At 39.1% G+C, this 22,678-nt stretch carries 20 protein-coding genes; 9 read left to right on the forward strand and 11 right to left on the reverse strand.

The window, feature by feature from the left end; genetic code table 11:
* From FAZ15_RS08455 to FAZ15_RS08465, 3 genes are read left to right on the forward strand one after another with little or no spacing between them, the layout of a single operon-like run.
* Positions 1-240, forward strand: a complete 240-nt coding sequence (locus FAZ15_RS08455) for a hypothetical protein (RefSeq protein WP_136900879.1) — start codon at positions 1-3, stop codon at positions 238-240.
* Positions 241-284: 44 nt separating this feature from the next.
* Positions 285-635, forward strand: coding sequence for a gliding motility protein GldC (gene gldC / locus FAZ15_RS08460; RefSeq protein WP_136900880.1), 351 nt, complete (start codon positions 285-287; stop codon positions 633-635).
* A 41-nt stretch (positions 636-676) separates the two neighbouring features.
* Complete coding sequence (locus tag FAZ15_RS08465) at positions 677-1,084, forward strand: EVE domain-containing protein (protein WP_136900881.1); 408 nt, start codon at positions 677-679, stop codon at positions 1,082-1,084.
* A 25-nt stretch (positions 1,085-1,109) separates the two neighbouring features.
* Here FAZ15_RS08465 and FAZ15_RS08470 read toward each other — a convergent pair whose 3' ends face one another.
* The 6 genes from FAZ15_RS08470 to ileS are packed head-to-tail and all read right to left on the reverse strand — an operon-like array spanning position 1,110 to position 8,022.
* Positions 1,110-1,637, reverse strand: a complete 528-nt coding sequence (locus tag FAZ15_RS08470; RefSeq protein ID WP_136900882.1) for an acyl-CoA thioesterase — start codon at positions 1,635-1,637, stop codon at positions 1,110-1,112.
* Between the two features lie 6 nt (positions 1,638-1,643).
* Positions 1,644-2,570, reverse strand: a complete 927-nt coding sequence (locus tag FAZ15_RS08475) for an SDR family oxidoreductase (RefSeq protein WP_136900883.1) — start codon at positions 2,568-2,570, stop codon at positions 1,644-1,646.
* Positions 2,558-3,511, reverse strand: coding sequence for a M20/M25/M40 family metallo-hydrolase (locus tag FAZ15_RS08480; RefSeq protein WP_238387200.1), 954 nt, complete (start codon positions 3,509-3,511; stop codon positions 2,558-2,560). Before FAZ15_RS08480 ends, FAZ15_RS08475 begins: the two co-directional genes overlap by 13 nt.
* 1 nt (position 3,512) lies before the next feature.
* Entirely contained in the window at positions 3,513-4,163 is a 651-nt protein-coding gene (locus tag FAZ15_RS08485; protein WP_136900884.1) for a lipoprotein signal peptidase, read from the reverse strand.
* A gap of 58 nt (positions 4,164-4,221) precedes the next feature.
* Entirely contained in the window at positions 4,222-4,605 is a 384-nt protein-coding gene (locus FAZ15_RS08490; RefSeq protein WP_136900885.1) for a TraR/DksA family transcriptional regulator, read from the reverse strand.
* 3 nt (positions 4,606-4,608) lie between these two features.
* A complete protein-coding gene (gene ileS, locus FAZ15_RS08495) occupies positions 4,609-8,022 on the reverse strand; it encodes an isoleucine--tRNA ligase (RefSeq protein WP_136900886.1) in 3,414 nt (1,137 codons plus the stop codon).
* Positions 8,023-8,143: 121 nt separating this feature from the next.
* On the opposite strand from ileS, the gene FAZ15_RS08500 reads away from it, so the two are divergent.
* Positions 8,144-9,574 carry a DUF4419 domain-containing protein gene (locus FAZ15_RS08500; RefSeq protein WP_136900887.1) on the forward strand — a complete coding sequence of 477 codons (1,431 nt, stop codon included), beginning with the start codon at positions 8,144-8,146 and terminating at the stop codon, positions 9,572-9,574.
* Positions 9,575-9,998: 424 nt separating this feature from the next.
* Here FAZ15_RS08500 and FAZ15_RS08505 read toward each other — a convergent pair whose 3' ends face one another.
* Complete coding sequence (locus tag FAZ15_RS08505) at positions 9,999-10,352, reverse strand: HesB/IscA family protein (protein WP_136900888.1); 354 nt, start codon at positions 10,350-10,352, stop codon at positions 9,999-10,001.
* A gap of 124 nt (positions 10,353-10,476) precedes the next feature.
* On the opposite strand from FAZ15_RS08505, the gene FAZ15_RS08510 reads away from it, so the two are divergent.
* The 3 genes from FAZ15_RS08510 (at position 10,477) to FAZ15_RS08520 (ending at position 13,194) form a co-directional block, all read left to right on the forward strand.
* Positions 10,477-11,004 carry a DUF7935 family protein gene (locus FAZ15_RS08510; RefSeq protein WP_136900889.1) on the forward strand — a complete coding sequence of 176 codons (528 nt, stop codon included), beginning with the start codon at positions 10,477-10,479 and terminating at the stop codon, positions 11,002-11,004.
* 103 nt (positions 11,005-11,107) lie between these two features.
* The gene (locus FAZ15_RS08515) at positions 11,108-12,379 is read left to right on the forward strand and encodes a serine hydroxymethyltransferase (RefSeq protein ID WP_136900890.1); all 1,272 of its coding nucleotides are present in this window, start codon (positions 11,108-11,110) and stop codon (positions 12,377-12,379) included.
* A gap of 224 nt (positions 12,380-12,603) precedes the next feature.
* Positions 12,604-13,194, forward strand: a complete 591-nt coding sequence (locus FAZ15_RS08520) for an RNA polymerase sigma factor (RefSeq protein ID WP_136900891.1) — start codon at positions 12,604-12,606, stop codon at positions 13,192-13,194.
* Positions 13,195-13,230: 36 nt separating this feature from the next.
* On the opposite strand, the gene FAZ15_RS08525 is transcribed toward FAZ15_RS08520, so the two are convergent.
* From FAZ15_RS08525 to FAZ15_RS08540, 4 genes are all read right to left on the reverse strand, one after another.
* Complete coding sequence (locus FAZ15_RS08525; RefSeq protein WP_136900892.1) at positions 13,231-14,817, reverse strand: SusD/RagB family nutrient-binding outer membrane lipoprotein; 1,587 nt, start codon at positions 14,815-14,817, stop codon at positions 13,231-13,233.
* Between the two features lie 19 nt (positions 14,818-14,836).
* Complete coding sequence (locus FAZ15_RS08530; RefSeq protein ID WP_238387201.1) at positions 14,837-18,097, reverse strand: SusC/RagA family TonB-linked outer membrane protein; 3,261 nt, start codon at positions 18,095-18,097, stop codon at positions 14,837-14,839.
* Positions 18,098-18,293: 196 nt separating this feature from the next.
* Positions 18,294-19,367, reverse strand: a complete 1,074-nt coding sequence (locus FAZ15_RS08535) for a FecR family protein (RefSeq protein WP_136900893.1) — start codon at positions 19,365-19,367, stop codon at positions 18,294-18,296.
* A gap of 100 nt (positions 19,368-19,467) precedes the next feature.
* Positions 19,468-20,025, reverse strand: coding sequence for an RNA polymerase sigma factor (locus FAZ15_RS08540; protein ID WP_136900894.1), 558 nt, complete (start codon positions 20,023-20,025; stop codon positions 19,468-19,470).
* A 359-nt stretch (positions 20,026-20,384) separates the two neighbouring features.
* Here FAZ15_RS08540 and FAZ15_RS08545 point away from each other — a divergent pair, with 359 nt between their 5' ends.
* Together FAZ15_RS08545 and ffh are read left to right on the forward strand one after the other, a co-directional pair.
* Positions 20,385-21,071, forward strand: coding sequence for a zinc metallopeptidase (locus FAZ15_RS08545; protein ID WP_136900895.1), 687 nt, complete (start codon positions 20,385-20,387; stop codon positions 21,069-21,071).
* 200 nt (positions 21,072-21,271) lie between these two features.
* Complete coding sequence (gene ffh / locus FAZ15_RS08550) at positions 21,272-22,615, forward strand: signal recognition particle protein (RefSeq protein WP_136900896.1); 1,344 nt, start codon at positions 21,272-21,274, stop codon at positions 22,613-22,615.
* Positions 22,616-22,678: the final 63 nt, after the last annotated feature.

The following is a 22,678-nucleotide window of genomic DNA, read 5'->3' on the forward strand; positions in this document are numbered from 1 at the left end:
ATGAAACTAACACCTCTGAATATTACCTTAGCCTGTATCTTGGTTTGGTTTATTTCTGAAATGAATGCCGATACGGAGATGCTGTTTTCCTGGGGATGGTTGATCACATTAATTGCGGTACTTTTGTTAGTGGACGTGTTTTTTAGATTAGTTATAAAGGATTTACAACGGATTTGGTTTCTACAGATCGGCTTTATATTGGTCGTGGGTATCGTAATGGTCATATTAAAAATTCAATAATAATGCCTACCTGTGGTAGATATTATCATGTAAAAAATAGATAAATGAAAAAAGCAGAAATAAAATTAGAAGTAGAGTTAGACGATAATAATGTACCTGATACCATTCAATGGTCGTCTACAGATGGACAAAATACGGAATCTTTGCCTACGAAAGCCATGTTTTTGGCCTTGTGGGACGGACAGTATAAAAATTCGTTGCGCATAGATCTTTGGACTAAAGACATGCCCTATGATGAAATGAAACGTTTTTTCTATGAAACATTGCAAACCTTAGGCGATTCTTTCTTACGTTCATCTGGAGGTGATCCGATGGCAGAAAAGATAATTGGCGATTTGAGAGACTACTGTGCACACTTTGCGGAAAAAATGGAAGTTTTAGAGCAACAGAATTAGATACTAGACATTAGATGCTAGATATTAGATAGGAGAAAAAAATGAATTACTTTTTAGTTAAATCAGAACCGTTTAAATACAGTTGGGAGCAATTCAATAAAGACGGTCAAACGTTTTGGGATGGCGTCCGCAATTATCAGGCTCGCAATAATTTGAAGGCAATGAAAGAAGGAGATCTCGTCTTATTCTATCATAGCAACGAAGGAAAGGAAGTTGTAGGTGTAGCAAAGGTGGTTAAAGAATTTTACCAAGATCCTACAACAGAAGATCCAAAATGGGTAGTTGTCGATTTAGCTCCAGTAGAGACCTTTAAGAAGCCGGTTACATTAGAGACCATTAAAGCAGATGAGTTTCTTCAGGATGTCGCATTGGTGCGTCAGGGACGACTTTCTGTAATGCCTCTGAAACCAGAAGAATTTGATCGTATTATCGCATTGGGGAATTCATAACATTCTCCAACGCGATGTCGATTCATTAACCTTTATGATCGAAAAGGTTGACCAGATTTTTTAATTCTGTTGCATGTTCCGGTTCCAGTTTGCCGGCCAAAATCAAGCGCAATTCTCGTCTTTGTAACGCTTCATTGTATAGCTTTAATTCGTTTTCGGTTTCTGGCGTCAACGCCGGAATAGCCTTAGGTTTGCCTTGCTCGTCTAAGGCAACAAACGTATAATAGGCTTCATTGGATTTTTCGTTCGTACCTTTAGGAAGATTCTGGGCAAAAACTTCTAAACGTACCTCCAAAGAAGTGTTAAATGCGCGAGTCACTTGGGCTTTAATGGTAACCACATCACCGAGCTTTACGGGTCTTTTAAAAGAAACATTATCTACTGATGCTGTAACCACTACATTATTGCAGTGTTTTTGAGCCGCCATTGCCGAACAAATATCCATCCAGTACAGCAAGCGTCCGCCCATTAGATTACCAAATGTATTGGTGTCATTTGGAAGAACAAGTTCATTCATTTCGGTATACGACCCTTTCGCAAATTTTTCCTGCATATTATTCTATACTAATTTCAATTGTTTATCTATCTCTACCAAGCTTTTTGCTAACGACGTAGGAGTGAATCCTAATTCTTTTTTTGCTTTGGCTAGTACAAAACCAGTCGTTCGGGGACGATTATCTGCCTGTCCAATATCTTTTGCGCTGACAGGTATAATTAAATCTCTGTTTAAAGACCAATGATCAGCTACCTTATAGACTATATCAAGTATAGAATGCATTTCATCGCCGGATATATGGCAGATACCGACTGCATTTTTCTGGATTGCAAGAAGGCACGCATGTGCCAAATCATCGACCCAGGTAGGCATACGCCATTGGTCTTGTACAACACGTATAACTTCGTTGTTTTGTAATTTGTTTTTAGCCCAAAGGATCAAATTAGAGCGATTCTTATCGGCAATAACACCATATACCAATATTGTGCGTAGGATAGCGCTCTTACAACCTGACCGTATTATCTCTTGTTCTGCTCCGACTTTACTTTTTCCATATGCATTGCATGGGTTCGTCGGTGCAGTTTCCAGGTAAGGCCCCTCCTTTCCATCGAAAACGAAATCTGTAGATAAAAAAGTAAGATGGATATTCTTTTGCTTACAAATATCAGCTAAAAACTGAACGGTATCAATATTAAGCTGTTTACATTCTTCCCAATTCTCTTCACACGTTTCAACGCTTGTCATAGCAGCAGTATGAACAATGTGCGTTGGGGAATACGTATCAATTAATGTTGCCAGATCTTGCTGATTTACAAGCGAAAGTTGGACATAATCATAGCCCTTTGTATTCGGATTCCTATTTGCGGATTTTGAGGTACATAGCAGCGAATAATCTGTTTTTTGTACAATAAGATCCGTAAGCTTTTGTCCCAAAAAGCCATTGGATCCTGTTAGAAGAATACGTTTTTTACTGTTTGTTAGTTCGTCCATTGAAAGTCCATTTTGCCTTGTTTCATGGAGTTGATCAATACCTCTATTTCTAGTTTTAAAATGGATTCCAATGCGTTATAATCTATTTTTTCGGGGTCATCTCCCGGCTTGTGGTAATCATCGTGACCCCCCGTATGAAAAAATAAAACCGGAATATTTTTTTTGTAGAAGGAAGTTTGATCAGAACCACCGTTTCCATCCTTGCTTAAGTTAAATTTTATATCGCTCGTGATTCCTTCAAATATGGATGGAAATTTAGAGCTCGTGCCATAGCCAATGATGGCTAGACCATTATCTGGACTATATCGGCCGATCATATCCATATTGAGCATCCATTGTATATTCTCCAGGGGTATAGTTGGGTTCTCTGTGAAGTGTCGTGATCCCACTAAACCCAATTCTTCTGCACCAAAGCCGATAAATAGCATATTGTATGCTTCATTCTCTTTGTTGGTTGCGAAATATCGTGCTAATTCAAGTAATCCTGCCACACCTGATGCATTATCGTCTGCACCATTATGTATTTGTCCAACACCTAATGAGTCCCGTGAACTCCCTTGGTGCCCTGTGCCCAAATGATCATAATGGGCTCCAATTATAATGGTGTATGGGGCATTATTATCTAAAAATCCGATGATATTGTCCGCTTGACGGATGCTGTCGGGAACGATTACGCGACGAACTTTTGCCGTAAATGTCTGACGGTACTTTCTTTCTCCTTTGGGCGATAAACCGTATTTCTTGAAATGCTTTTCAATATACTTAGCCGCTTTGTTCACTTCCTTAGATCCCGTTCCGCGGCCTTTCATTTTGTCAGAAGCTAGGTAGTAAATATGCTTCTTCAGATTCTCCTGTTTGATCTGAGCAACTATACATGCTGGTAAGACTAGCAGGGTAGCTAGTAAACTGCAGATAAAGCTGATTTGTAAATTAATTTTCACTTTAATCCTCCAACATCTCACTATTCACACTTTCTTCTTCCTTATGTTCTTCTTTGAAGTACCTTTTTTGAAAGAGTAAGATTAATACTACTCCAACTGATATTGCGGAGTCTGCTATATTAAAAACCGGTCGAAAAAATAAAAAATGTTCACCTCCCCATATTGGGAACCAGGTCGGAAAATTTCCTTCTATTAATGGGAAATAAAGCATATCCACTACTTTGCCATATAAGAATGGAGCGTATCCACCTCCTTCAGGAAAAAGAACCGCTTTCGTATAAAAATCACTTTCACTGAAGATCATGCCATAAAAAACACAATCAATAATATTGCCTAATGCGCCGGCGAATATCAGCGCTACATTCAGGGTAAAGCCTCTGTGATATTTATTTTTGATCATATAATGAAGACCGTAGCCAATACCGATAACAGCGATAATGCGGAAAATACTCAAAAAGAGCTTGCCATATTCGCCACCGAATTCCATACCGTAGGCCATGCCAGGGTTTTCAATGAAATGAATAAGAAATTTATTGCCCAGTATGGTGAAATCTTGACCTATCGTCATGTTGAGTTTTACCCAAAATTTTGATATTTGATCAACTAATAGAATAAGAAAAATAAGAGTTATAGGTCGCGTGTAGCCTTTCATGATATAGGATAAAATGGTCTTTGCTCAATTTAAGCAAAGACCATTCAGGTTTCAATTCTTAATATTGTTTGTTTTTTGCTTCGATACTTAGTGTTGTATGAGGAACTGCTTTCAAACGTTCTTTTTGAATTAATTTTCCAGTCTCACGGCATATGCCGTACGTTTTGTTCTCGATGCGTACCAACGCTGCTTCAAGATTGTCAATGAATTTTTTCTGACGAGCAGCTAACTGATTTACTTGCTCTTTCTCAAGCGTAGCGGAACCGTCTTCTAAAGTTTTATAGGTTCCAGCTGTATCATCTGTGCCGTTTGCGTTACTGTTGCTTAAAGTTCTTGTTAATGCTAATAACTCCTCTTTAGCAATACGCAGTTTCTCTAAGATAATCGATTTGAATTCTTGTAATTCTGAATCGCTGTATCGTGTTTTCTCCGTGTTTGCCATAACCTAAATTTTTTCGATTAATACCTTTAGTTCTATACCATTTATCTCTATTGTATCTGACGACGTTAATGTGTTTACAAAAACAAATGAATCAGCTAATATTTCCGTGCAAATATAAGACAAATTATTTTGTGTAGCCTCTTCTATTTCAATATTTTGACTCACTTGAACTTTGATTCTGTCTGTAACTTCAAAATCCTTTTCTTTTCGAAGATTCTGAACTCGATTAACCAATTCTCTAGCAATACCCTCTTTCTTCAATTCGTCTGTAATCTGTACATCCAATGCCACTGTCAAGTTTCCTAGATTTGCCACTTGCCAACCTGCGACATCTTCTGCGATAATCTCCACGTCTTCTATAGAAATGACATATGCTGTGCCTGCTAACGCATAATTTCCATTTCGTTCAAGGTCACCAATTTGATCTGCATTCAATGCTTGGATGGCCGTCGTCACCAATTTCATATCCTTACCAACTTTCGCGCCAAGAGCTTTGAAATTAGGTTTTATTTTTTTCTTAATAATGCCGGTCGTATCCGTGATAAATTCAATAGATTTGATGTTCGTCTCAGAAAGAATAAGGTCTTTTACCTTCTCCACTTTCGCTTGGAATGCATTATCTAAAACAGGGAGTAATATCTTGCTAAGTGGTTGACGCACATTTATTCCAGTTTTCTTACGCAACGATAAAACTAACGACGAAATGTCTTGTGCCAACGCCATTCTTTCTTCCAAAGCTTTATCCACAAGAAGGGGATTATACGATGGGAAATCAGCTAAATGTACGGATTCAAATTTTTCCTTTCTGGTAACAGCATTTAAATCCAAATACAATTGATCGGAAAAAAATGGTGAAACTGGAGACATCAATTTGGCAATAGTGTCCAAACAAGTATACAGTGTTTGATAAGCGGAAATCTTATCTTCCGTATAATCGCCCTTCCAAAAACGACGGCGACACAAACGTACATACCAATTGCTCAAATGTTCGTCGACAAATGTTTGGATAGCCCGGGTTGCTTTGGTCGGTTCGTAATCCGCATAATAATCGTCTACTTCTTTGCTTAAGCTATTCAGGAGTGATAATATCCAGCGATCAATTTCTGGACGATTTTCATTTACTACATCTGGTTCTGCATAGTTGAAATTGTCGATATTAGCATATAAGGCAAAGAAAGCATATGTGTTATATAATGTTCCGAAGAATTTGCGCCGTACTTCATCCAGTCCTTCCTCATTAAACTTTAAGTTGTCCCAAGGTGCTGCATTGCTAATCATGTACCAACGCGTGGCATCGGCACTGTATTTTTCAATTGTAGCAAATGGATCTACTCCATTACCAAGGCGCTTAGACATTTTGTTGCCATTCTTGTCTAACACAAGTCCGTTAGATACGACATTTTTAAAAGCTACAGAACTTCGAATCATGGTGGAGATCGCATGCAAGGTAAAGAACCATCCTCTGGTTTGGTCCACACCTTCGGCGATGAAATCTGCCGGAAAAGCATGATTGTACTCTTCTTTGAATGGTAGCTTGTCTCCTTTAGCCAATTTGTCATAATCCAAGCCCCATTGCGCATAAGGCATCGCACCGGAGTCAAACCAAACATCGATCAGGTCTGGCTCGCGAAACATTTTTTGTCCACCGTCAGACACCAATACCAGGTGGTCTACATATGGCCGGTGTAAGTCTAAATCTGTGGTGTCAAATTTTGCTAAATATGCGGTATTGACCGCTTTCTCATTTTCCGAAAGTACATCAGATGCAATGGATGCTTCTAGATATTTTTTTAATTCCGGCATGGAGCCAATACAGATTTCTTCGTTTTCGTCTTCCGAACGCCAGATGGGCAATGGAGTACCCCAATAGCGCGAACGTGATAGATTCCAGTCTACTAAATTTTCGAGCCAGTTGCCAAATCGACCAGATCCTGTAGCTTCGGGCTTCCAGTTGATGGTTTTATTTAGGGCCACCATTTCTTCTTTCATGGCCGTTGTACGGATAAACCAGCTATCTAGGGGATAATACAATACCGGTTTGTCTGTGCGCCAACAGTGTGGATAGGTGTGCTCGTATTTTTTTACATCGAAGGCTTTGTTATCCTCTTTTAATTTGATGGCAATTAAAACATCTGTTGGGCGGAAATCTTTTTCAGCGCGCTCGGCATCTGAATAGTATTCTTCTTTCACAAAACGGCCAGCAAAATCCGTGATCTCTTTCACAAAACGACCTGTACGGTCTACCGTAGGTACGTCTTTTCCATTTTCATCCTTAACAAAAATACCCGGAACATCATTTTCCTTTGCAACTCTAAAGTCATCACCACCATATGTCGGGGCAGCATGGACAATACCTGTACCATCCTCTGTGGTTACGAAGTCACCCGGAATTACCCGGAATGCTTTCTTTAATAACTCTTCGTTTGTTATATAGGGTAGTAATTGTTCGTAACGTAATCCAAGAAGCTCTTCACCTATAAATTCTGCCGCTATCTCCCAAGGAATGGTTTTGTCTCCAAGATTGTAGTCCTGAAAAGAAATTTGTTGACCTTCAGCTTTAAAATGCTTGCTGATTAGGTTTTTTGCTAAAATTACGGAAACTGGAGATCCGGTATATTGATTGAATGTTTTGATTTTGACGTATTCGATTTTCTTCCCTACCACTAAAGCGGTGTTGCTCGGTAACGTCCAAGGTGTAGTCGTCCAAGCGATAAAAGCAACATCTTCTTCTTCGGTTTCAACCAAAGTCGAGATCAGCGGATGGATTTGATCTTTTACCAAACGAAACTCTGCAACAATCGTGGTATCTTTTACATCTTTATAAGTACCCGGTTGGTTCAATTCATGCGAGCTTAACCCTGTCCCGGCTGCAGGGGAGTAGGGCTGGATAGTATATCCCTTGTACAGAAGGCCTTCGCTGTACAATTCCTTTAGCAAATACCATAATGTCTCGATGTACTCGTTCTGATAGGTGATATATGGATTTTCAAGATCTACCCAGTAGCCCATCTTTTCTGTTAGGTCATTCCATACATCTGTGTATTTCATTACCTCTTTACGGCAGGCCGCGTTATATTCTTCAACAGATATTTTTTTACCAATATCTTCTTTCGTGATGCCCAATGTTTTTTCAACAGCCAACTCAATTGGAAGCCCATGTGTATCCCATCCGCCTTTACGTTTTACCTGAAATCCTTTCAACGTCTTGTAACGACAGAAGATATCTTTGATACTACGTGCCATTACGTGGTGAATACCGGGCATACCATTTGCTGAAGGTGGACCTTCGTAAAAAGTATACGGTTTACTTGCAGGACGGTTTGAAACACTTTTTGCGAAAATGTCCTGAACTTCCCAACGCTTCAATACTTCTTTCCCGATTTCCGGTAAATTTAACTGCTTATATTCCTTGTACATTACGTAAATTTAATGTCTGTTTTTAAGGTTGCAAAGTTAGTGATTATTAAGGAAAGGAAAAAGATTACATTTATGGAATCGAAGCTTTTGCTGCATCATGTGCAAAAACAATACTTGAGTTATGATAAAAATTAAAAATTTGTTTGGCCTGATGCTACTCTTGTTTATGATGTCTTGTGTAAACAATGTCGTAAAGTCTGCTAAATCCGCTCAGTCATTTTCCGTGAAACAAGTTGGAGTTTTGGACACGTTGCGGTTAGATCGATCAGCAACAGCGTACCGGATAGATGAATCGTTGGAACCGCCAAAAGAATTGTTGGAGCGTGTTGCATCTTCGGATCTTTTTCTGAAGCTCGGATCAGGCGAAGTCGAAAAATATGCACCTATTCCGGATAGTGTCGTTTATTTTGGTAATCAGCCCTTTTTGTTAGGGATACTTAAAGCCTATCAGGAGCATAGGCCTATTGTGATTTCTCCGGATATAATTTGGTTATTGATTGAACAGGGGTTTGCCAGACATATCGCGTTTCATGCCGAAAAATTTAGAGACAGGCTTGTCGGTTTCGATGGTAAACGGGAGCTAACCGTTGTGGTGGATACTACCCAAGTAAAACTGGGTGATAAGGGCAGTGATTGGGAGCGGGTTTTTCCGCAGTTTGTCGATCAAATAAGCGCCTATACGGGCGAAGAATATATTGGGAATTTACGGGCGGATTTTTCGACATCAAATGAGACAAGTAAAATTGCCTCCGCAATTGTACTGATGGAGTCGGTAAAGATTTATTTTGATTATAGGATGATGGTGATAGGATGTGGTATCTCATCCGTTACGATAGAAGGAACAGCAGCCGATTGGAAAAAAATTCTTGACAAGATAGATTATATAGAAACATTTGATTTAGCGTGGTGGACAAAAGAATTGAGGTCTATTATTCAGGAAATCGTGAAAACGAAGGAAGGTAAGCTGGATAAAGAGTTTTGGAAAAATATGGTGCAATTACAGAACAAAGCTGTTTATTCACCCCATGAGACAATTGATGGGTGGATTACTAAATTTTATCCATTCAATGATAAAGGAGAACGCCGGAACCTCGACCCGATAACTCACGCGAGTTCCATCGCTGCTGAATATGTAAAAGTACCGTTTATATTGGACGACCGCACGTCAGGGAAACAATATGCTATGGAATTCTGGGCTGGGTTATTTGGAATGGAACAAGATACTAGAAACTATAGGTTAAGGCCACTTGTGGGCTGGGCTATTGCCCATAATAAGCAAAGTACGATTGCTGCTGTTTCGACTCCTCCGAAGGATGCTTACGATGATGTGAGTTTAAAAAACATTACAGAAATACCCCGGCAGTTCTTTGCCCTCAAAAGTATAGACCGTCTGGTTATTGGTTTCATTGGAAAAGTAAATATTCCTGATGAAATACGAAGTATAAAAATAAAGAGAATGTGGGTAACAGGTGAGATCTCTGTTGAAGAGGAAAGGCGTTTGAAAGAACTATTGCCGGACACCTGGCTGTCTGTTAATGGTCGTGAAATATAAGAGTAGATTAGGGGATGTGCTAATTTGCACATAAGGAAATAAAGTGCTTATATTTATTGGATGTTAAATTTATGTTTGTTGATATGAAAGATAGCGCGCTGAGTAAAAATATTTTATATGGTCAGATATGTGCTTGTTTGTTTTTAATACTAGCAATTTTGTACGTGACCTATTATACTTTTTTTCCAGAAATTGTAAATACATTATTTGGAGTTGTTCACAATTTGGCAATGATTCCAGTGCTGGGGTTTCTGATTTTTTCGTTTGGATATGGAGTGTTTCAGCTTCTTTTTAAAAGAAGATATAGCCTTACGAATGTCGTAGTTGCAATTTTAGGGATTATAGCGGTAGGCTTCATTGTCTTCGAATTTCTCACGGTCTAACACAGCACAAAAACCAGAAAATTTTTGTGCTGCTTTTTTAATTATGCGGAGAAACTGCTTCCGCAACCACAAGTACTCGTTGCATTTGGATTGCTGAAGGTAAATCCCCTAGCGTCAAGGCCATTTTTGAAATCGACTTCCATACCGGCCAAATATAGCCCATGCGCTTTATTCATAAATACCCGGATCCCTTCAATTTCATATTCCGAATCACCATCTTTCTTTTGGTCAAACCCTAAGATGTAACTCATTCCCGAACAACCTCCGCCTTCTACACCTAAGCGTAATCCAAAATCAGGTCCCAATTCTTGTTGATCGATTAATTTTTTTAGTTCTGAAACTGCGCCTGAAGTTAATGTTACCGGAGCAGCTGTGATTATCGTATCTGTATTCATTTCTTGCCTTTCCTATAGTGAATAGTTAAACAAAAATACATATTTTTAGCCGTAATATCTGATACAATAGATTTTTGACAATACGTAAACAATACGGCTAATTAAAAATCAAAAATATTTAAATATGAACTATACGGAGTTTTTTGCACAGTTATTTATTCTGACTTTTGGTGTATTTGCGGCATTGGTTTTGGCGTTTAAGATCATTTGGCCTAAGATCGAAAACTACCATTTAAAGATTAATGCCATAAATCAAAGTAAACTTTTAACCAAAGAAAATCTTCAATTACGTTATACGGCTTATGAGCGTTTGATTTTATTGGTTCATCGTATTGCCCCAGAACAAATTATGTTACGTAACCATGATCCACAACTATCGATAGGGCAATTTAGGCAGATACTGATCGCGGAAGTGGAAAGTGAATTTAACCATAATTTTACCCAACAGCTGTATGTGTCGGATGCGGCCTGGGTGGTGGTCAAAGATCTAAAGGTAAATACCGTTTCTTTGTTGCGGAATACAGCGAAGGCATTACCAAAAGATTCGACTTTGGATCAGTTTGTGGGCCTTGTGCTGCAGCATGTAAAGGAATTAGATGTTAATCCATATGATGCCGCTCTACACATCTTGAAAAATGAGCTAACGACTTAAATTCTTTCATATTAACGCGATTATAATTGGATATAAAAGCAAATTTATCTAAGTTTGCGACTTATTAAAATAATTCTTCAAAATCCTATTTAATACAACAATAATGGAAAGAGATCAGGCCATATTTAATCTTATAGCTGAAGAGCTAAAACGTCAAGAAGAAGGTATTGAATTAATCGCTTCTGAAAACTTTGTAAGTAAGCAAGTAATGGAAGCTGCTGGTTCGGTACTAACAAACAAGTACGCAGAAGGTCTTCCGGGAAAGCGTTACTATGGTGGCTGTGAGGTAGTCGATGTAATTGAGACGATTGCTATTGATCGTGCAAAGCAGCTTTTCGGAGCAGAGTGGGTTAATGTTCAACCTCACTCAGGAGCGCAGGCTAATGCTGCTGTATTCTTGGCTATTTTAAAACCTGGCGATAAGATTTTAGGTTTTGACCTTTCCCATGGCGGCCACTTGACGCATGGTTCTCCGGCAAATTTTTCCGGGAAGCTATATCAGCCGTTATTTTATGGTGTAAAGCAAGATACAGGTTTAATTGATTACGAACAGTTAGAAGAAACAGCATTAACTGAAAAACCAAAAGTAATCATTTGTGGTGCTTCTGCTTATTCGCGTGATTGGGATTATGCGCGTATCCGTGCCGTTGCAGATAAAATTGGAGCTTTGGTTGTTGCTGATATTTCTCATCCTGCTGGTTTGATAGCGCGTGGATTATTGAATGATCCGCTTCCACACTGTCATATCGTTACAACTACTACACATAAGACATTACGTGGCCCACGTGGAGGTATGATTATGGTTGGGAAAGATTTTGAAAATCCTTGGGGTATCAAAACACCTAAAGGTGAGATACGCACAATTACACAATTGTTGGATTTGGCTGTTTTTCCAGGTACCCAAGGAGGTCCATTAGAACATACAATTGCAGCCAAAGCAATAGCTTATGGAGAAGCGTTGTCTGATGAATATATGGAATATATCGTCCAAGTGAAGAAAAATGCAGCAGCACTAGCACAATTTTTTGTAGAGAAAGATTACAACATTATTTCAGGCGGTACAGATAATCACTTGATGTTGGTAGATCTTCGTAATAAGGATATTTCAGGTAAAGAGGCGGAAGCGGTATTAGGCTTGGCAGGAATTACAACGAATAAGAATATGGTCCCTTTTGATACGCGGTCTCCTTTTGTTACGTCGGGTGTTCGTTTTGGAACGGCTGCGATTACAAGTAGAGGTGTTAAAGAAACCGAAATTGTTCAAATTGGTGAATTGATTGATGAAGCATTGTCAAACCGTGGAAATGAATCCCAATTGGCTAGTATTCATGAAAAAGTGAAGACAATGATGTTTCAATTCCCATTGTACAAATAAAATTAGTGAAATAATTAGTAAAAAAGCTCCAAAATTAATTTTTGGAGCTTTTTTTGTTGCATAATATTCGAAGTGTGAATTAATGTTAAAAAGGGGAGTGATAATTTGAAAGGTGGGATTTTTTCATTTGATTTGAAGAGTTAAACAAAAAAACAATTGCCTATAGATATAAAATTACTCTTTTTAAAATTAGTGTGACTCTAACTTAAATTAGGGAAATTATTATGAAACTATTGAAAAATAAGAGTGATCAGGAGTTGATCCACGCCTATATTAATGGTGATGAAGCTGGATTAAAGGTTTTGATTGAGCGGTATAAGAGCAAAATTTATACGTCAATATATATACAGGTTAAAGACGAATATCTTACAGAAGATATATTTCAGGAAACATTTATAAAAGTCATAAATGTATTAAAAGCTGGACGATATAACGATGAAGGAAAATTTTTGCCCTGGGTAATGCGTATCGCACACAATATGGTCATAGATCATTTCCGTCGCGAAAAGCGTGGACTCAATGTTGTTAATGCAGATGGGTTTGATATATTTGAAGTTCTCGATTTTGCAGATGAGGATGCAGAAAGTAAAATTGTGCGTACGCAACGGGATATCGATTTGAAGAAGATTATTCAGCTTTTACCGGATGATCAAAAAGAGGTGTTAATCATGCGTCATTTTTGCGATATGAGTTTTAAAGAAATAGCAGAGATCACAGATGTTAGTATTAATACCGCTTTAGGTAGAATGCGATATGCATTGAGTAACCTTCGAAAGATTATTGAAGATCATAATATGCTATTGCAAATCGGATAATAAAAAAGCCAGATCTTAAATCTGGCTTTTTTATTATTATTTGTCCCACCATACTTTGCCTTTTAACTCGTCTCCGCCTGGAACTGCTGCGGAGGCCTCCTTATAATACGCGCTGTTTGAACCAGCTTCTTCAGCCGTAGGGTAGGGGAATCGACGAGGAATAGTTCCTCCTGTTGCATTCCCTGGATAGTTTACCGGCATCAAGATCGGAAAGCCGCTTCTGCGCCAGTTTGCCCATGTTTCGTAAAAATTCAATGCTGTATTTTGATGGATCCAGTATTGCATATTGATTTGTTCGAGTCCATTGGTCAGCGGATGTGCAGTAGCATACGCATTTGCATCCGTTTCGCTGATTGCCAGTGCGCCGTCATACTGCGCTAAAAAAGTAATTCCTGCTTTTACACCATTTGAATAATGATCTTCGGCCGAACTGCCAATCCCCCACCGTTGCGCAGCTTCTGCCAATAAGAGTTCACTCTCTGTGTACGTGAGTATGAAAGTGACACCATCAGACTTGATCATCCCTGGATGTGGCGAAGAATATTCCGGAAAACTCGTATAAGAAGGGTGTGAGCTGATACTATACAATGGGTTCGTGTTGAGGTCTTTGCCATTAGGCATACCCTTTTGTACTGCCGGATTAGTCACAAATGCGGGATTGTGTCTGTCTTCTCCTTTTACAGATTCCGATAGCCAAAGATCTGTTACGGCCACATTGATCCGTGGATCGTCGGTGCTTTTGAGTATATTGATAAACGTATCTGACCATTTTACATAGTAATGTTCCTGTCCGCCATCACCCAATAAAACTTGGCTATTACGATTCTTTGTAACACGATCACCACTTTTATCATGTCTAAGAAAAGCATTGTCCTCATTGCTCGCCATCGTGTTTCCGACAACTTTTGTAACATAAGTTTTAGCCGTATTCTCATCTACCTTAGTTAATCGCATTGCGAGACGAAGCAACAAAGAACTACCAAAACGTTTCCATTTATTCACGTCGCCGTTGTAAATCACGTCTCCGCTCACCATATCGGCGGATGGACTTAAAGCAGCCGTTGCTTCTTCTACTTCTTTCAATAAATCCACGTAAATAGCCTCTTGCTTATCATATTTGGCCGACAGATTGCCTTTGTAATATCCCTGTCCAGCTTCAAAATAGGGTACGTCTCCATACAAATCAGTTAACCGGGCAAAAATAAGTGCTTTCCAAATACGGGCTACCTGATGTAAATTGTGGTATTCTTCTTTCTCTTTTGTCATTTCAACCACATCTACGATGGGTTTCACCTGTTCAGCATATGCTCTCTCCCAATAAGCTGATGTATACCAAGGAGTTAATAAGTATTTATCTCCGGCCCAGTAGCTTACTACTGTCGAAAGTCCCTGCATCATCGTTGCGGAATATATTAAATTTGCTCTCCATGTATCGTATGCAAAATCTGTACTTCCAGTGTAGGTAAGTTGTGCTGTTGTAAATGTATAATTAGGATCAAAGTTTGTCGGGCCATAAGTTACCGGGTTGGTGTTGATATCCACAAAATTCTTTGTACATCCCGTTATTATCAAGAGTCCTGACATCAGCGCAAGACCATATATCTTTATTGATTTCATTTTCATTGGAATATAATTTATAAACTTAAAACTTAACACTCAGGTTGACACCATACGTTCTTGCCGGCGGCACACCCCCCAATTCCAATCCGGGGAAAGTAGCATTGTAACTGGACTCTGGGTCAATATTGTCCGTTTTCTTCATTAGTATAAAAAGATTACGCCCGACAAGGCTAACATTTAGACTGCTAATTTTATTGTTGAACAGTTTTGCTGGAAAATTATAACCTAGAGTTAGCTGTCTGAATTTAATAAAGCTGGCGTCCTGTACAAACCGATGTGAAGAGTTGTTTGCCGTGTTTTCATAGAATTTAGGTGCCGTATTTCCTAATTCCTCTCGATTTTCTAAGGTAGCTTTATGTAAACCCTTTATATACCCATAGTAGTCAGTAGCGGAGAATACTTTGCCTCCCCACTTCCCATCGATTAGGAATCCAAGATTAATATTCTTGTACGAAAACTCGTTGTTCCATCCGGCAAACCATTTGTTAAATGCAGATCCATAAGCTTTCAGGTCTCCTTGAGCTGGAGACCCATCTGCCAACTTCACAATCTCACCCTCAGCGTCGTATTCAAAATCATAGGCCATCACTTGTCCCATGGCTTTTCCTGGGATATATTTCAGAAAACCAACCCCTGCGCGCGATGTAGCAAGTAATTGGTCAGGGACACCTTCAGCCAACGAAAGCACTTTATTGTCATTATAGGTGGCATTAAGTGAAGATGTCCAATTAAAATTATTGTTTTTAATAATAGTTCCAGATATGAGGGTTTCTATACCTTTATTTTCAATTTCTCCTGAATTCAATACGGCACCATCATAGCCAATGGTACTCGATGTAGTCGCAAAGACAATTTCATTCTTTGAACGTTTCTGGTACCAGGTTAGATCTATATTTAGGCGATTGTTAAAGAATCGCAAGTCTGTACCTATTTCTAGTTCCGAGGCGGTAGAAGCCTTTAACGCCGAATTTGGAATATTGATGTTTGAAATATTACCCAACGGATTTCCATTTAACGATTGGCTCATTACACTGTATGTCAGCAACGTTTGGTAAGGGTCGGTTGCCTGACCAACAATAGCGTAGCCTGCCCTCAACTTTCCAAAACTTAAAGTTTCCGATTGTAACAACTCAGAGAATACAAATGAACCACTGATAGAAGGATACACAACATTTAGTTTATTGTTTCGTCCCGGGGTAGCCAACGTAGAGAACCAGTCCGAACGTGCACTACCGGTCAAATAGAAAATATCGCGGTACGCAAATTCGAGTGTGCCGTAAACTGATTGTGTTTCCGCTTCACTTTGCACATACCCGACGGCTTTATTTTTTGTGCCGATAATATTGTATACGCCTGGTACTAAAAATTCGGTACCTTCATTGATAGTCATATTTGTTTTAGTATTCCTGTAACTTGCTCCAACATTCGGTGTTAATGTGATCTGGTCTGTCACTGTGAATGATTTCCCAACCAATACATCCGCATTAATATCAGAGAATGTTGATTCTTGTGATACCATTGAACCTAAAGGACGATAGGCAGTACCCGAGGGTACTACATTCGTGTAACTATTGGTATAAAAGTCCTGGCCGGCACGACCTTGAACAAATAATCCATTGTCAAAGCTATAGCGAGCACTCAGGGAACTGATTAACCGGTTACGGTCGGTGTTGTTCTTAAATTCCTCGGCGGCGAACCAAGGGTTGGTGTCCCAAGCGTTTCCAGTATTGTAGGATATTTCGCTGCCATTGGCATCTTTTCCAGGTTTTAAGTCGTTAATATTAGTACTGGTTGGTAAAAAGATAGCGTTGAAATTGGCGTTACCGGCACCATCCGAAAGCATAGGGCGATTTTTAGCCTGTTCTAAGATATAGTTAGCACGCGCATCTATTGTTAACCGCTTTATAGGTTCGAATGTTCCTACTAAGTTAAACGATTGTCTATCTAAACCAGAATTCGGCACAATAGAATTGTTGGATAAATCACTGGCCGAAAAGCGGACTGTTCCTCCGTCGAAGGATTTGTTAAGCGCTAAGGTATTGGTCCAGGTATGGCCGTTGCGGTAAAAGTTTTCAATGTTATCTTTCTGTGCCACATAAGGTCTAGACACTCCGTCAAACTGTGGAACACTACTTCCGTCCAATTTTGCGCCCCAACTAGAACCACCTACTTGGGCCGCCGCCTGTCCGTTTGCTGGTTTTTCACCATTTACACCTTGTCCGTAAACATATTGCCAGTCCGTACGATCCATTACCTGCTCAATAACGAAGTTGCTGTTGAATTCGATGCCATTTCCTTTGCCGGATTTGGTAGTGATTAGAATAACTCCACCTTTAGCACGAGAACCGTACAAAGCAGATGCGGCAGCTCCTTTTAGGACCGACATACTTTCGATGTCATCTGGATTTAGGTTTCCTATGGCGTCCCCCATGTCCGGAGCATTGTCCCATTGGCTACCTCTATTCCCATTTGGATTGGTATTGTTTAGGCCGACAGGCTTACTTTCCATAGGTACGCCATTAATCACATATAACGGTTGATTGCTTTGACTTAAGCTGGATGCTCCTCGGATAATCACACTGGTTGCAGCACCGACGCCGCCAGAAGTGGAACTGACGTCTAAACCCGCTACTTTACCAACTAGCGCATTTGCAATGTTATTTTCTCTAGCTTGAGTAAGTGTTTCCCCATTTATTTGTGTTACAGAGTATCCTAACGTGCGCTTTTCGCGGGTTATACCTAAAGCCGTCACTACCACCTCGTTAAGTAATTGGTTATCCTCAACTAGGGTAACTCTGATATCGTTTTTGTTTTGGATGGTAATTTCCTGTGACAAGTAGCCGGCATAAGAGAAAACCAAAATGCTGCCAATTGGAACCTCGAGCGTAAAACGGCCATTGATGTCTGTTGCATTTGCTTTGGCTGTTCCCTTTAAACGTACGGTAGCACCAGAAAGGGCATTGCCCTGACTGTCTAATACGGTGCCGCTGATATTCGAGTCTTGTTTCTGACTGATAACAACCAACCCCTCGTTAGAGATAGCGTATTCCAGTCCCGTTCGTTTGAACAATTTAGACAGTACATCTGTCACCTTCGTGTTCTCAACAAAAAGGGATATTTCTTTGTTTAATAACGCGTTGTTCGAATTGAAGACAAAGTAATAATCACTGTTCTCTTCAATAATCTTCAACACTTTGCTCAGCTTCGTTTTGTTTACATCAAAAGAGACTTTTTGCTGAGAATACACGCTTGCCGACAAATTGAGGCTTGCGATCAAAATCATAATACAGGTTAGTTTCATCCAGATAATGAATCTAAAGTGCATAAAATATACCTTACGCACTTGCAATAAGCAATTTTTAATCATACTTTGGTACTTTGGTTACAGTTTAAAACTTGGCAGCACGTTTTTTAGCTAATTAGGTCTGCCGGTTTGTTAATCATTCTTTAGAAAGGGTGGTGTTGGCTCACCATCCTTTTTACTCATAAATTGTTATTTTCTTTCCATATATTTTATAGTTAAAAGGTTGTACTTTCTTCAAGGCATCCAGTACCTGTTTAATATCCTCTTTATTAAATGTCGCTGTAAATCTAAAATCGCGCAATTGCTGCCCATTCAATTCGATTTCTACATCGTACCAGCGTTCCAAAACAGTCTTTAACGATGCGAAATCTTCATCTACAATTTCCAGACGGTTCTCTTTCCATGCTACATCGGCAGACAACGTTTGTCCGTCTTCAGATGCTATTTCCTGGATGGCAATTTCTTTTAAGGGAGATTTTTTGATTTTCTGTGTAGGTTCCTTATTATCGGAGACTGCTAATGTCTTATATAAGATCACTTTTTGGTTGGGTTTGATGATCATTGAATTCTCACTGCCTCGTTTACTATGCATTTCAATCAACCCCTCAATCAGTAACGTTTCTGAAGTGGATTCCTCTGGATAGGCCTTAACATTAAAAGATGTTCCTAATACACGTATGTCAAAATCTTGTGTATGGACAAAAAATGGTTTGTTTTTATCCTCGCTCACGTCAAAAAATGCTTCTCCGGTTAGATGGATATGTCTCTCGTTTGTGTTGAATCCTTCTTCCAACGAAAGATGGCTTCCTGCATTGAGGATGATTTTGCTCCCATCCGCAAGTTCTAACACCTTCTTTTCTCCATTAGCCGTGGTATAGGTGATTGCGGAATGACTGGTTGCCAATGACCCAGGTTGTCTTTGTTGGATAAGCCAATATATTCCACCAGCCAATACGATGAGTGCTGCTACAGTTTTAATCCATGTGGAAAGTCGGAATTTTACACTAGATGAAGATGATGTCTCAAGGTCCGTTTTCAGTTTGCTGACTTGTGCATCCAGAGGCTTTTTGTTTCCAACAAGGATGTGGAAAAGCCTTTTAGCCTGTATAATGGTTTCCTTTTGTTCCGGATGATTCAACAGGTAGTTATTCCAATATTGAACACATTGTTTATTCTCTCCAGAACAATACTGCTGGAAAGTATTGTCGATCAGAAAATCTTCAACGTTTTCATATTTAGTGTTTATCATTATTTTCTTGGTCTTTACATTTATAGTGTCAAGACCTGTTTCTTTTTCCTAAAGAAAATATTATAAATTTTGTAAAACGTTGATATACAGATCGAAAAAATTAAATATCTTTTAATTCCTGTCGTAAGGTTTTCAGCGCATCGTAGATCGTATTGTAGGCTGTTTTTATACTTTGCTGAGTAGTAGCTGCAATCTGTTCATAGGTCAACCCTTCAAAAAACTTTAGATGGATGAGCTGTTTCTGTCTGAAGGTAAGTTTTTCTAAAGCATCTTTCAGACGGTGCTGGATCCATTCGTTGGTTTGTACCTTGATAATGAATTCTTCATAGGACATTTCTGCCCAATCATCCTCGGCTTTTACATTTTGAAGTGCCTTGTTAATTTTATGCTGTTTCTGTAATAGTCGAAGTAGTTTCCTTTTTAAGAATGTAATTAGATACGCTTGTACGTTTTCCACACGTTCGAGTTTGTCCCTCTTTTCCCATATTGTCACGAAAACTTGATCGGTAGCTTCTCCAGAAAGTTCGGCATCGGCACAGGTTCGTATCCCAAAATTAACCAGCTCATAATATAATGACTTATAAAGATCAAAGAAGGCCTCTTCGTCTCCATTTCTCATGCGTTCCCAAAGAAGTCGATATTCAAGTTTATTTTTCATGCCAGATTAATAATTTATAAACTCGTCATTCATTTAGAATTTTCTCTCCCCCCTTAAGCACTTTTATTTAATAATCTTTACTTGATGTGGATCGATTGCAATATAATGTTTTAATCGGAGATATAAAGTTACTGAGCGTTCTTTTCCAATAGACATATATTTTATTAAATCGGAGATCATCTGATCTAAAGCAAGCCATATTGTCACAGATTGACCATTTATAGCCGATTATTTGTCAGAGCCAAAGTAATTCGATATTTTTAATCAGTTATTTTAACAGGTTTGTTTAAATGGAATACCATTTGATAATTCTTTGTAAATTGTAAATACGAATAGCAAGAAAATAAAATATTAAAAATATGGGAATTTGGGTTTTATTAATTGGTATTGGAATCATCAGTATGATCGTCCAGTCGAGATTTAAGAATAAGTTTAAGAAATATTCGGAAATGCCGTTGACTTCGGGAATGTCGGGAGCGGATATTGCGAAAAAAATGCTAAATGATAATGGCATATATGACGTGAACGTAATTTCCGTTGAAGGACAGCTTACTGATCATTATAATCCGTCGGATAGAACGGTAAACTTAAGTCCTGAAGTATATCACGGACGCAGTGTAGCTGCTGCTGCCGTAGCTGCTCACGAGTGTGGTCACGCTGTGCAGCACGCTAGAGCGTATAGTTGGTTGCAGTTTCGTTCTGCGATGGTTCCGATGGTAAACGTTGCCTCTAAGATTGTCTCGTTTACGCTTATGATCGGTGTTATGCTAGCGATTTTTTCAAATATCTTATTGTTATTACAGATAGGAGTGGTGGCATTAGCTATTACTACGGTTTTTAGTTTCATTACCTTACCTGTGGAATTTGATGCCTCTAACCGTGCGTTAGCATGGTTGAATACAGCTAATATCACCCATAATTCGATGGAGCACGACGGAGCAAAAGACGCATTAAAATGGGCAGCCATGACATATGTAGTTGCGGCCTTATCTGCTTTGGTTACGCTACTTTATTATGCTAGTATGCTGTTAGGCCGTAGGGATTAATCAGGTTTAAAATATATTAAGCGGTTGTATGAAAATTATATAACCGTTTTTTTTTCTGAAAGTGTCTATTCTCAAAGGCCATCAAGAACTTTTATGCCTGTTGGTGATCCAATGGATCATGAAAGTTTTGTGACTAGAACACATTGCTTTCATAGCAATTTCGTAACTTCGCATTTTAGTATTAAGAACTTCAATAGATTATGTTTTCAAATCTTCAGGATAAATTAGATAGGGCCTTTAAGGTATTAAAAGGTCAGGGGAATATTACCGAAATCAACGTCGCTGAGACGATGAAGGAAATTCGCAAGGCATTATTGGATGCCGACGTGAATTACAAGACTGCTAAAACATTTACAGACGATGTTAGGCAAAAAGCTTTAGGTGAAAATGTGTTGACGAGTATTTCGCCGGGTCAATTATTGACCAAGATTATGAATGACGAGTTGACCGAGTTGATGGGAGGTACAGTTACTGAACTGGATCTTTCGGCAAACCCAACCGTTATTTTAATTGCAGGTCTGAATGGTGCTGGTAAAACTACGTTCACGGGTAAATTAGCTAATTTTCTAAAAGAGCAGAAAGGTAAAAAACCGTTGTTGGTAGCAGGTGATGTGTATCGTCCCGCAGCGATCGATCAGTTACAGGTGTTGGGTAATCAAGTAGGTGTTCCTGTGTATGTAGATCGTGACTCTACCGATCCTATTGCGATCGCTAAAGCTGGGGTTGAAGAAGGTAAACGGAACGGTAATAATGTCATTATTATAGATACAGCGGGTCGTTTGGCGATTGATGAAGCCTTAATGAATGAGATCACGGCGGTAAAAGAAGTTACGCAGCCGAACGAAATTTTATTTGTTGTCGATTCGATGACAGGTCAGGATGCGGTAAATACGGCTAAAACATTTAATGATCGTCTTGACTTTACCGGTGTTGTATTAACTAAATTAGATGGTGATACCCGCGGTGGTGCGGCCCTTTCGATAAAATCTGTTGTCAATAAACCGATCAAGTTTATTGGTACAGGCGAGAAAATGGAAGCGCTTGACGTTTTCCATCCGGATCGTATGGCTTCCCGTATTTTAGGTATGGGCGATGTGGTGTCGTTGGTAGAGCGTGCTCAGCAACAGTTTGACGAAAAGGAGGCAGCGGCACTTCAAAAGAAAATCCGCAAAAATAAATTTGATTTTAACGATTTCAGGTCCCAAATTCAGCAAATCAAAAAAATGGGTAACATGAAAGATCTTATTGGAATGATTCCGGGAGCAGGAAAGGCGTTAAAAGATGTTGAAATAGAAGATGATGCATTCAAACCAATCGAAGCCATCATAGACTCGATGACACCTTTTGAAAGAGAAAATCCAGATGCGATAGACCAGAAAAGAAGAAGTCGTATTGCTAAAGGATCCGGCACGAATATAGACGAAGTTAATAAATTGCTAAAGCAATTTATGGATATGCGTAAAGTTATGAAGCAAATGTCCAATCCGGCGATGGCAGCGAAAATGATGCGCAACATGCCGAAGATGCCGGGTAAGCCATTCTAACAACTTTTAGATATAATATAATTTTAAGAAAGCCAAACGTTAGTGTTTGGCTTTTTTATTAAA

Origin of the sequence: Sphingobacterium olei, assembly GCF_005048855.1 — a bacterium.
GTDB classification, from domain to species: Bacteria; Bacteroidota; Bacteroidia; order Sphingobacteriales; family Sphingobacteriaceae; genus Sphingobacterium; species Sphingobacterium olei.

Coding starts and splice junctions, on each gene's coding strand:
- FAZ15_RS08455 (WP_136900879.1), top strand. CDS start 1: ATGAAACTAACACCTCTGAATATTACCTTAGCCTGTATCTTGGTTTGG.
- gldC (WP_136900880.1), top strand. CDS start 285: ATGAAAAAAGCAGAAATAAAATTAGAAGTAGAGTTAGACGATAATAAT.
- FAZ15_RS08465 (WP_136900881.1), top strand. CDS start 677: ATGAATTACTTTTTAGTTAAATCAGAACCGTTTAAATACAGTTGGGAG.
- FAZ15_RS08470 (WP_136900882.1), bottom strand. CDS start 1,637: ATGCAGGAAAAATTTGCGAAAGGGTCGTATACCGAAATGAATGAACTT.
- FAZ15_RS08475 (WP_136900883.1), bottom strand. CDS start 2,570: ATGGACGAACTAACAAACAGTAAAAAACGTATTCTTCTAACAGGATCC.
- FAZ15_RS08485 (WP_136900884.1), bottom strand. CDS start 4,163: ATGAAAGGCTACACGCGACCTATAACTCTTATTTTTCTTATTCTATTA.
- FAZ15_RS08490 (WP_136900885.1), bottom strand. CDS start 4,605: ATGGCAAACACGGAGAAAACACGATACAGCGATTCAGAATTACAAGAA.
- ileS (WP_136900886.1), bottom strand. CDS start 8,022: ATGTACAAGGAATATAAGCAGTTAAATTTACCGGAAATCGGGAAAGAA.
- FAZ15_RS08500 (WP_136900887.1), top strand. CDS start 8,144: ATGATAAAAATTAAAAATTTGTTTGGCCTGATGCTACTCTTGTTTATG.
- FAZ15_RS08505 (WP_136900888.1), bottom strand. CDS start 10,352: ATGAATACAGATACGATAATCACAGCTGCTCCGGTAACATTAACTTCA.
- FAZ15_RS08510 (WP_136900889.1), top strand. CDS start 10,477: ATGAACTATACGGAGTTTTTTGCACAGTTATTTATTCTGACTTTTGGT.
- FAZ15_RS08515 (WP_136900890.1), top strand. CDS start 11,108: ATGGAAAGAGATCAGGCCATATTTAATCTTATAGCTGAAGAGCTAAAA.
- FAZ15_RS08520 (WP_136900891.1), top strand. CDS start 12,604: ATGAAACTATTGAAAAATAAGAGTGATCAGGAGTTGATCCACGCCTAT.
- FAZ15_RS08525 (WP_136900892.1), bottom strand. CDS start 14,817: ATGAAAATGAAATCAATAAAGATATATGGTCTTGCGCTGATGTCAGGA.
- FAZ15_RS08530 (WP_238387201.1), bottom strand. CDS start 18,097: ATGATTTTGATCGCAAGCCTCAATTTGTCGGCAAGCGTGTATTCTCAG.
- FAZ15_RS08535 (WP_136900893.1), bottom strand. CDS start 19,367: ATGATAAACACTAAATATGAAAACGTTGAAGATTTTCTGATCGACAAT.
- FAZ15_RS08540 (WP_136900894.1), bottom strand. CDS start 20,025: ATGAAAAATAAACTTGAATATCGACTTCTTTGGGAACGCATGAGAAAT.
- FAZ15_RS08545 (WP_136900895.1), top strand. CDS start 20,385: ATGGGAATTTGGGTTTTATTAATTGGTATTGGAATCATCAGTATGATC.
- ffh (WP_136900896.1), top strand. CDS start 21,272: ATGTTTTCAAATCTTCAGGATAAATTAGATAGGGCCTTTAAGGTATTA.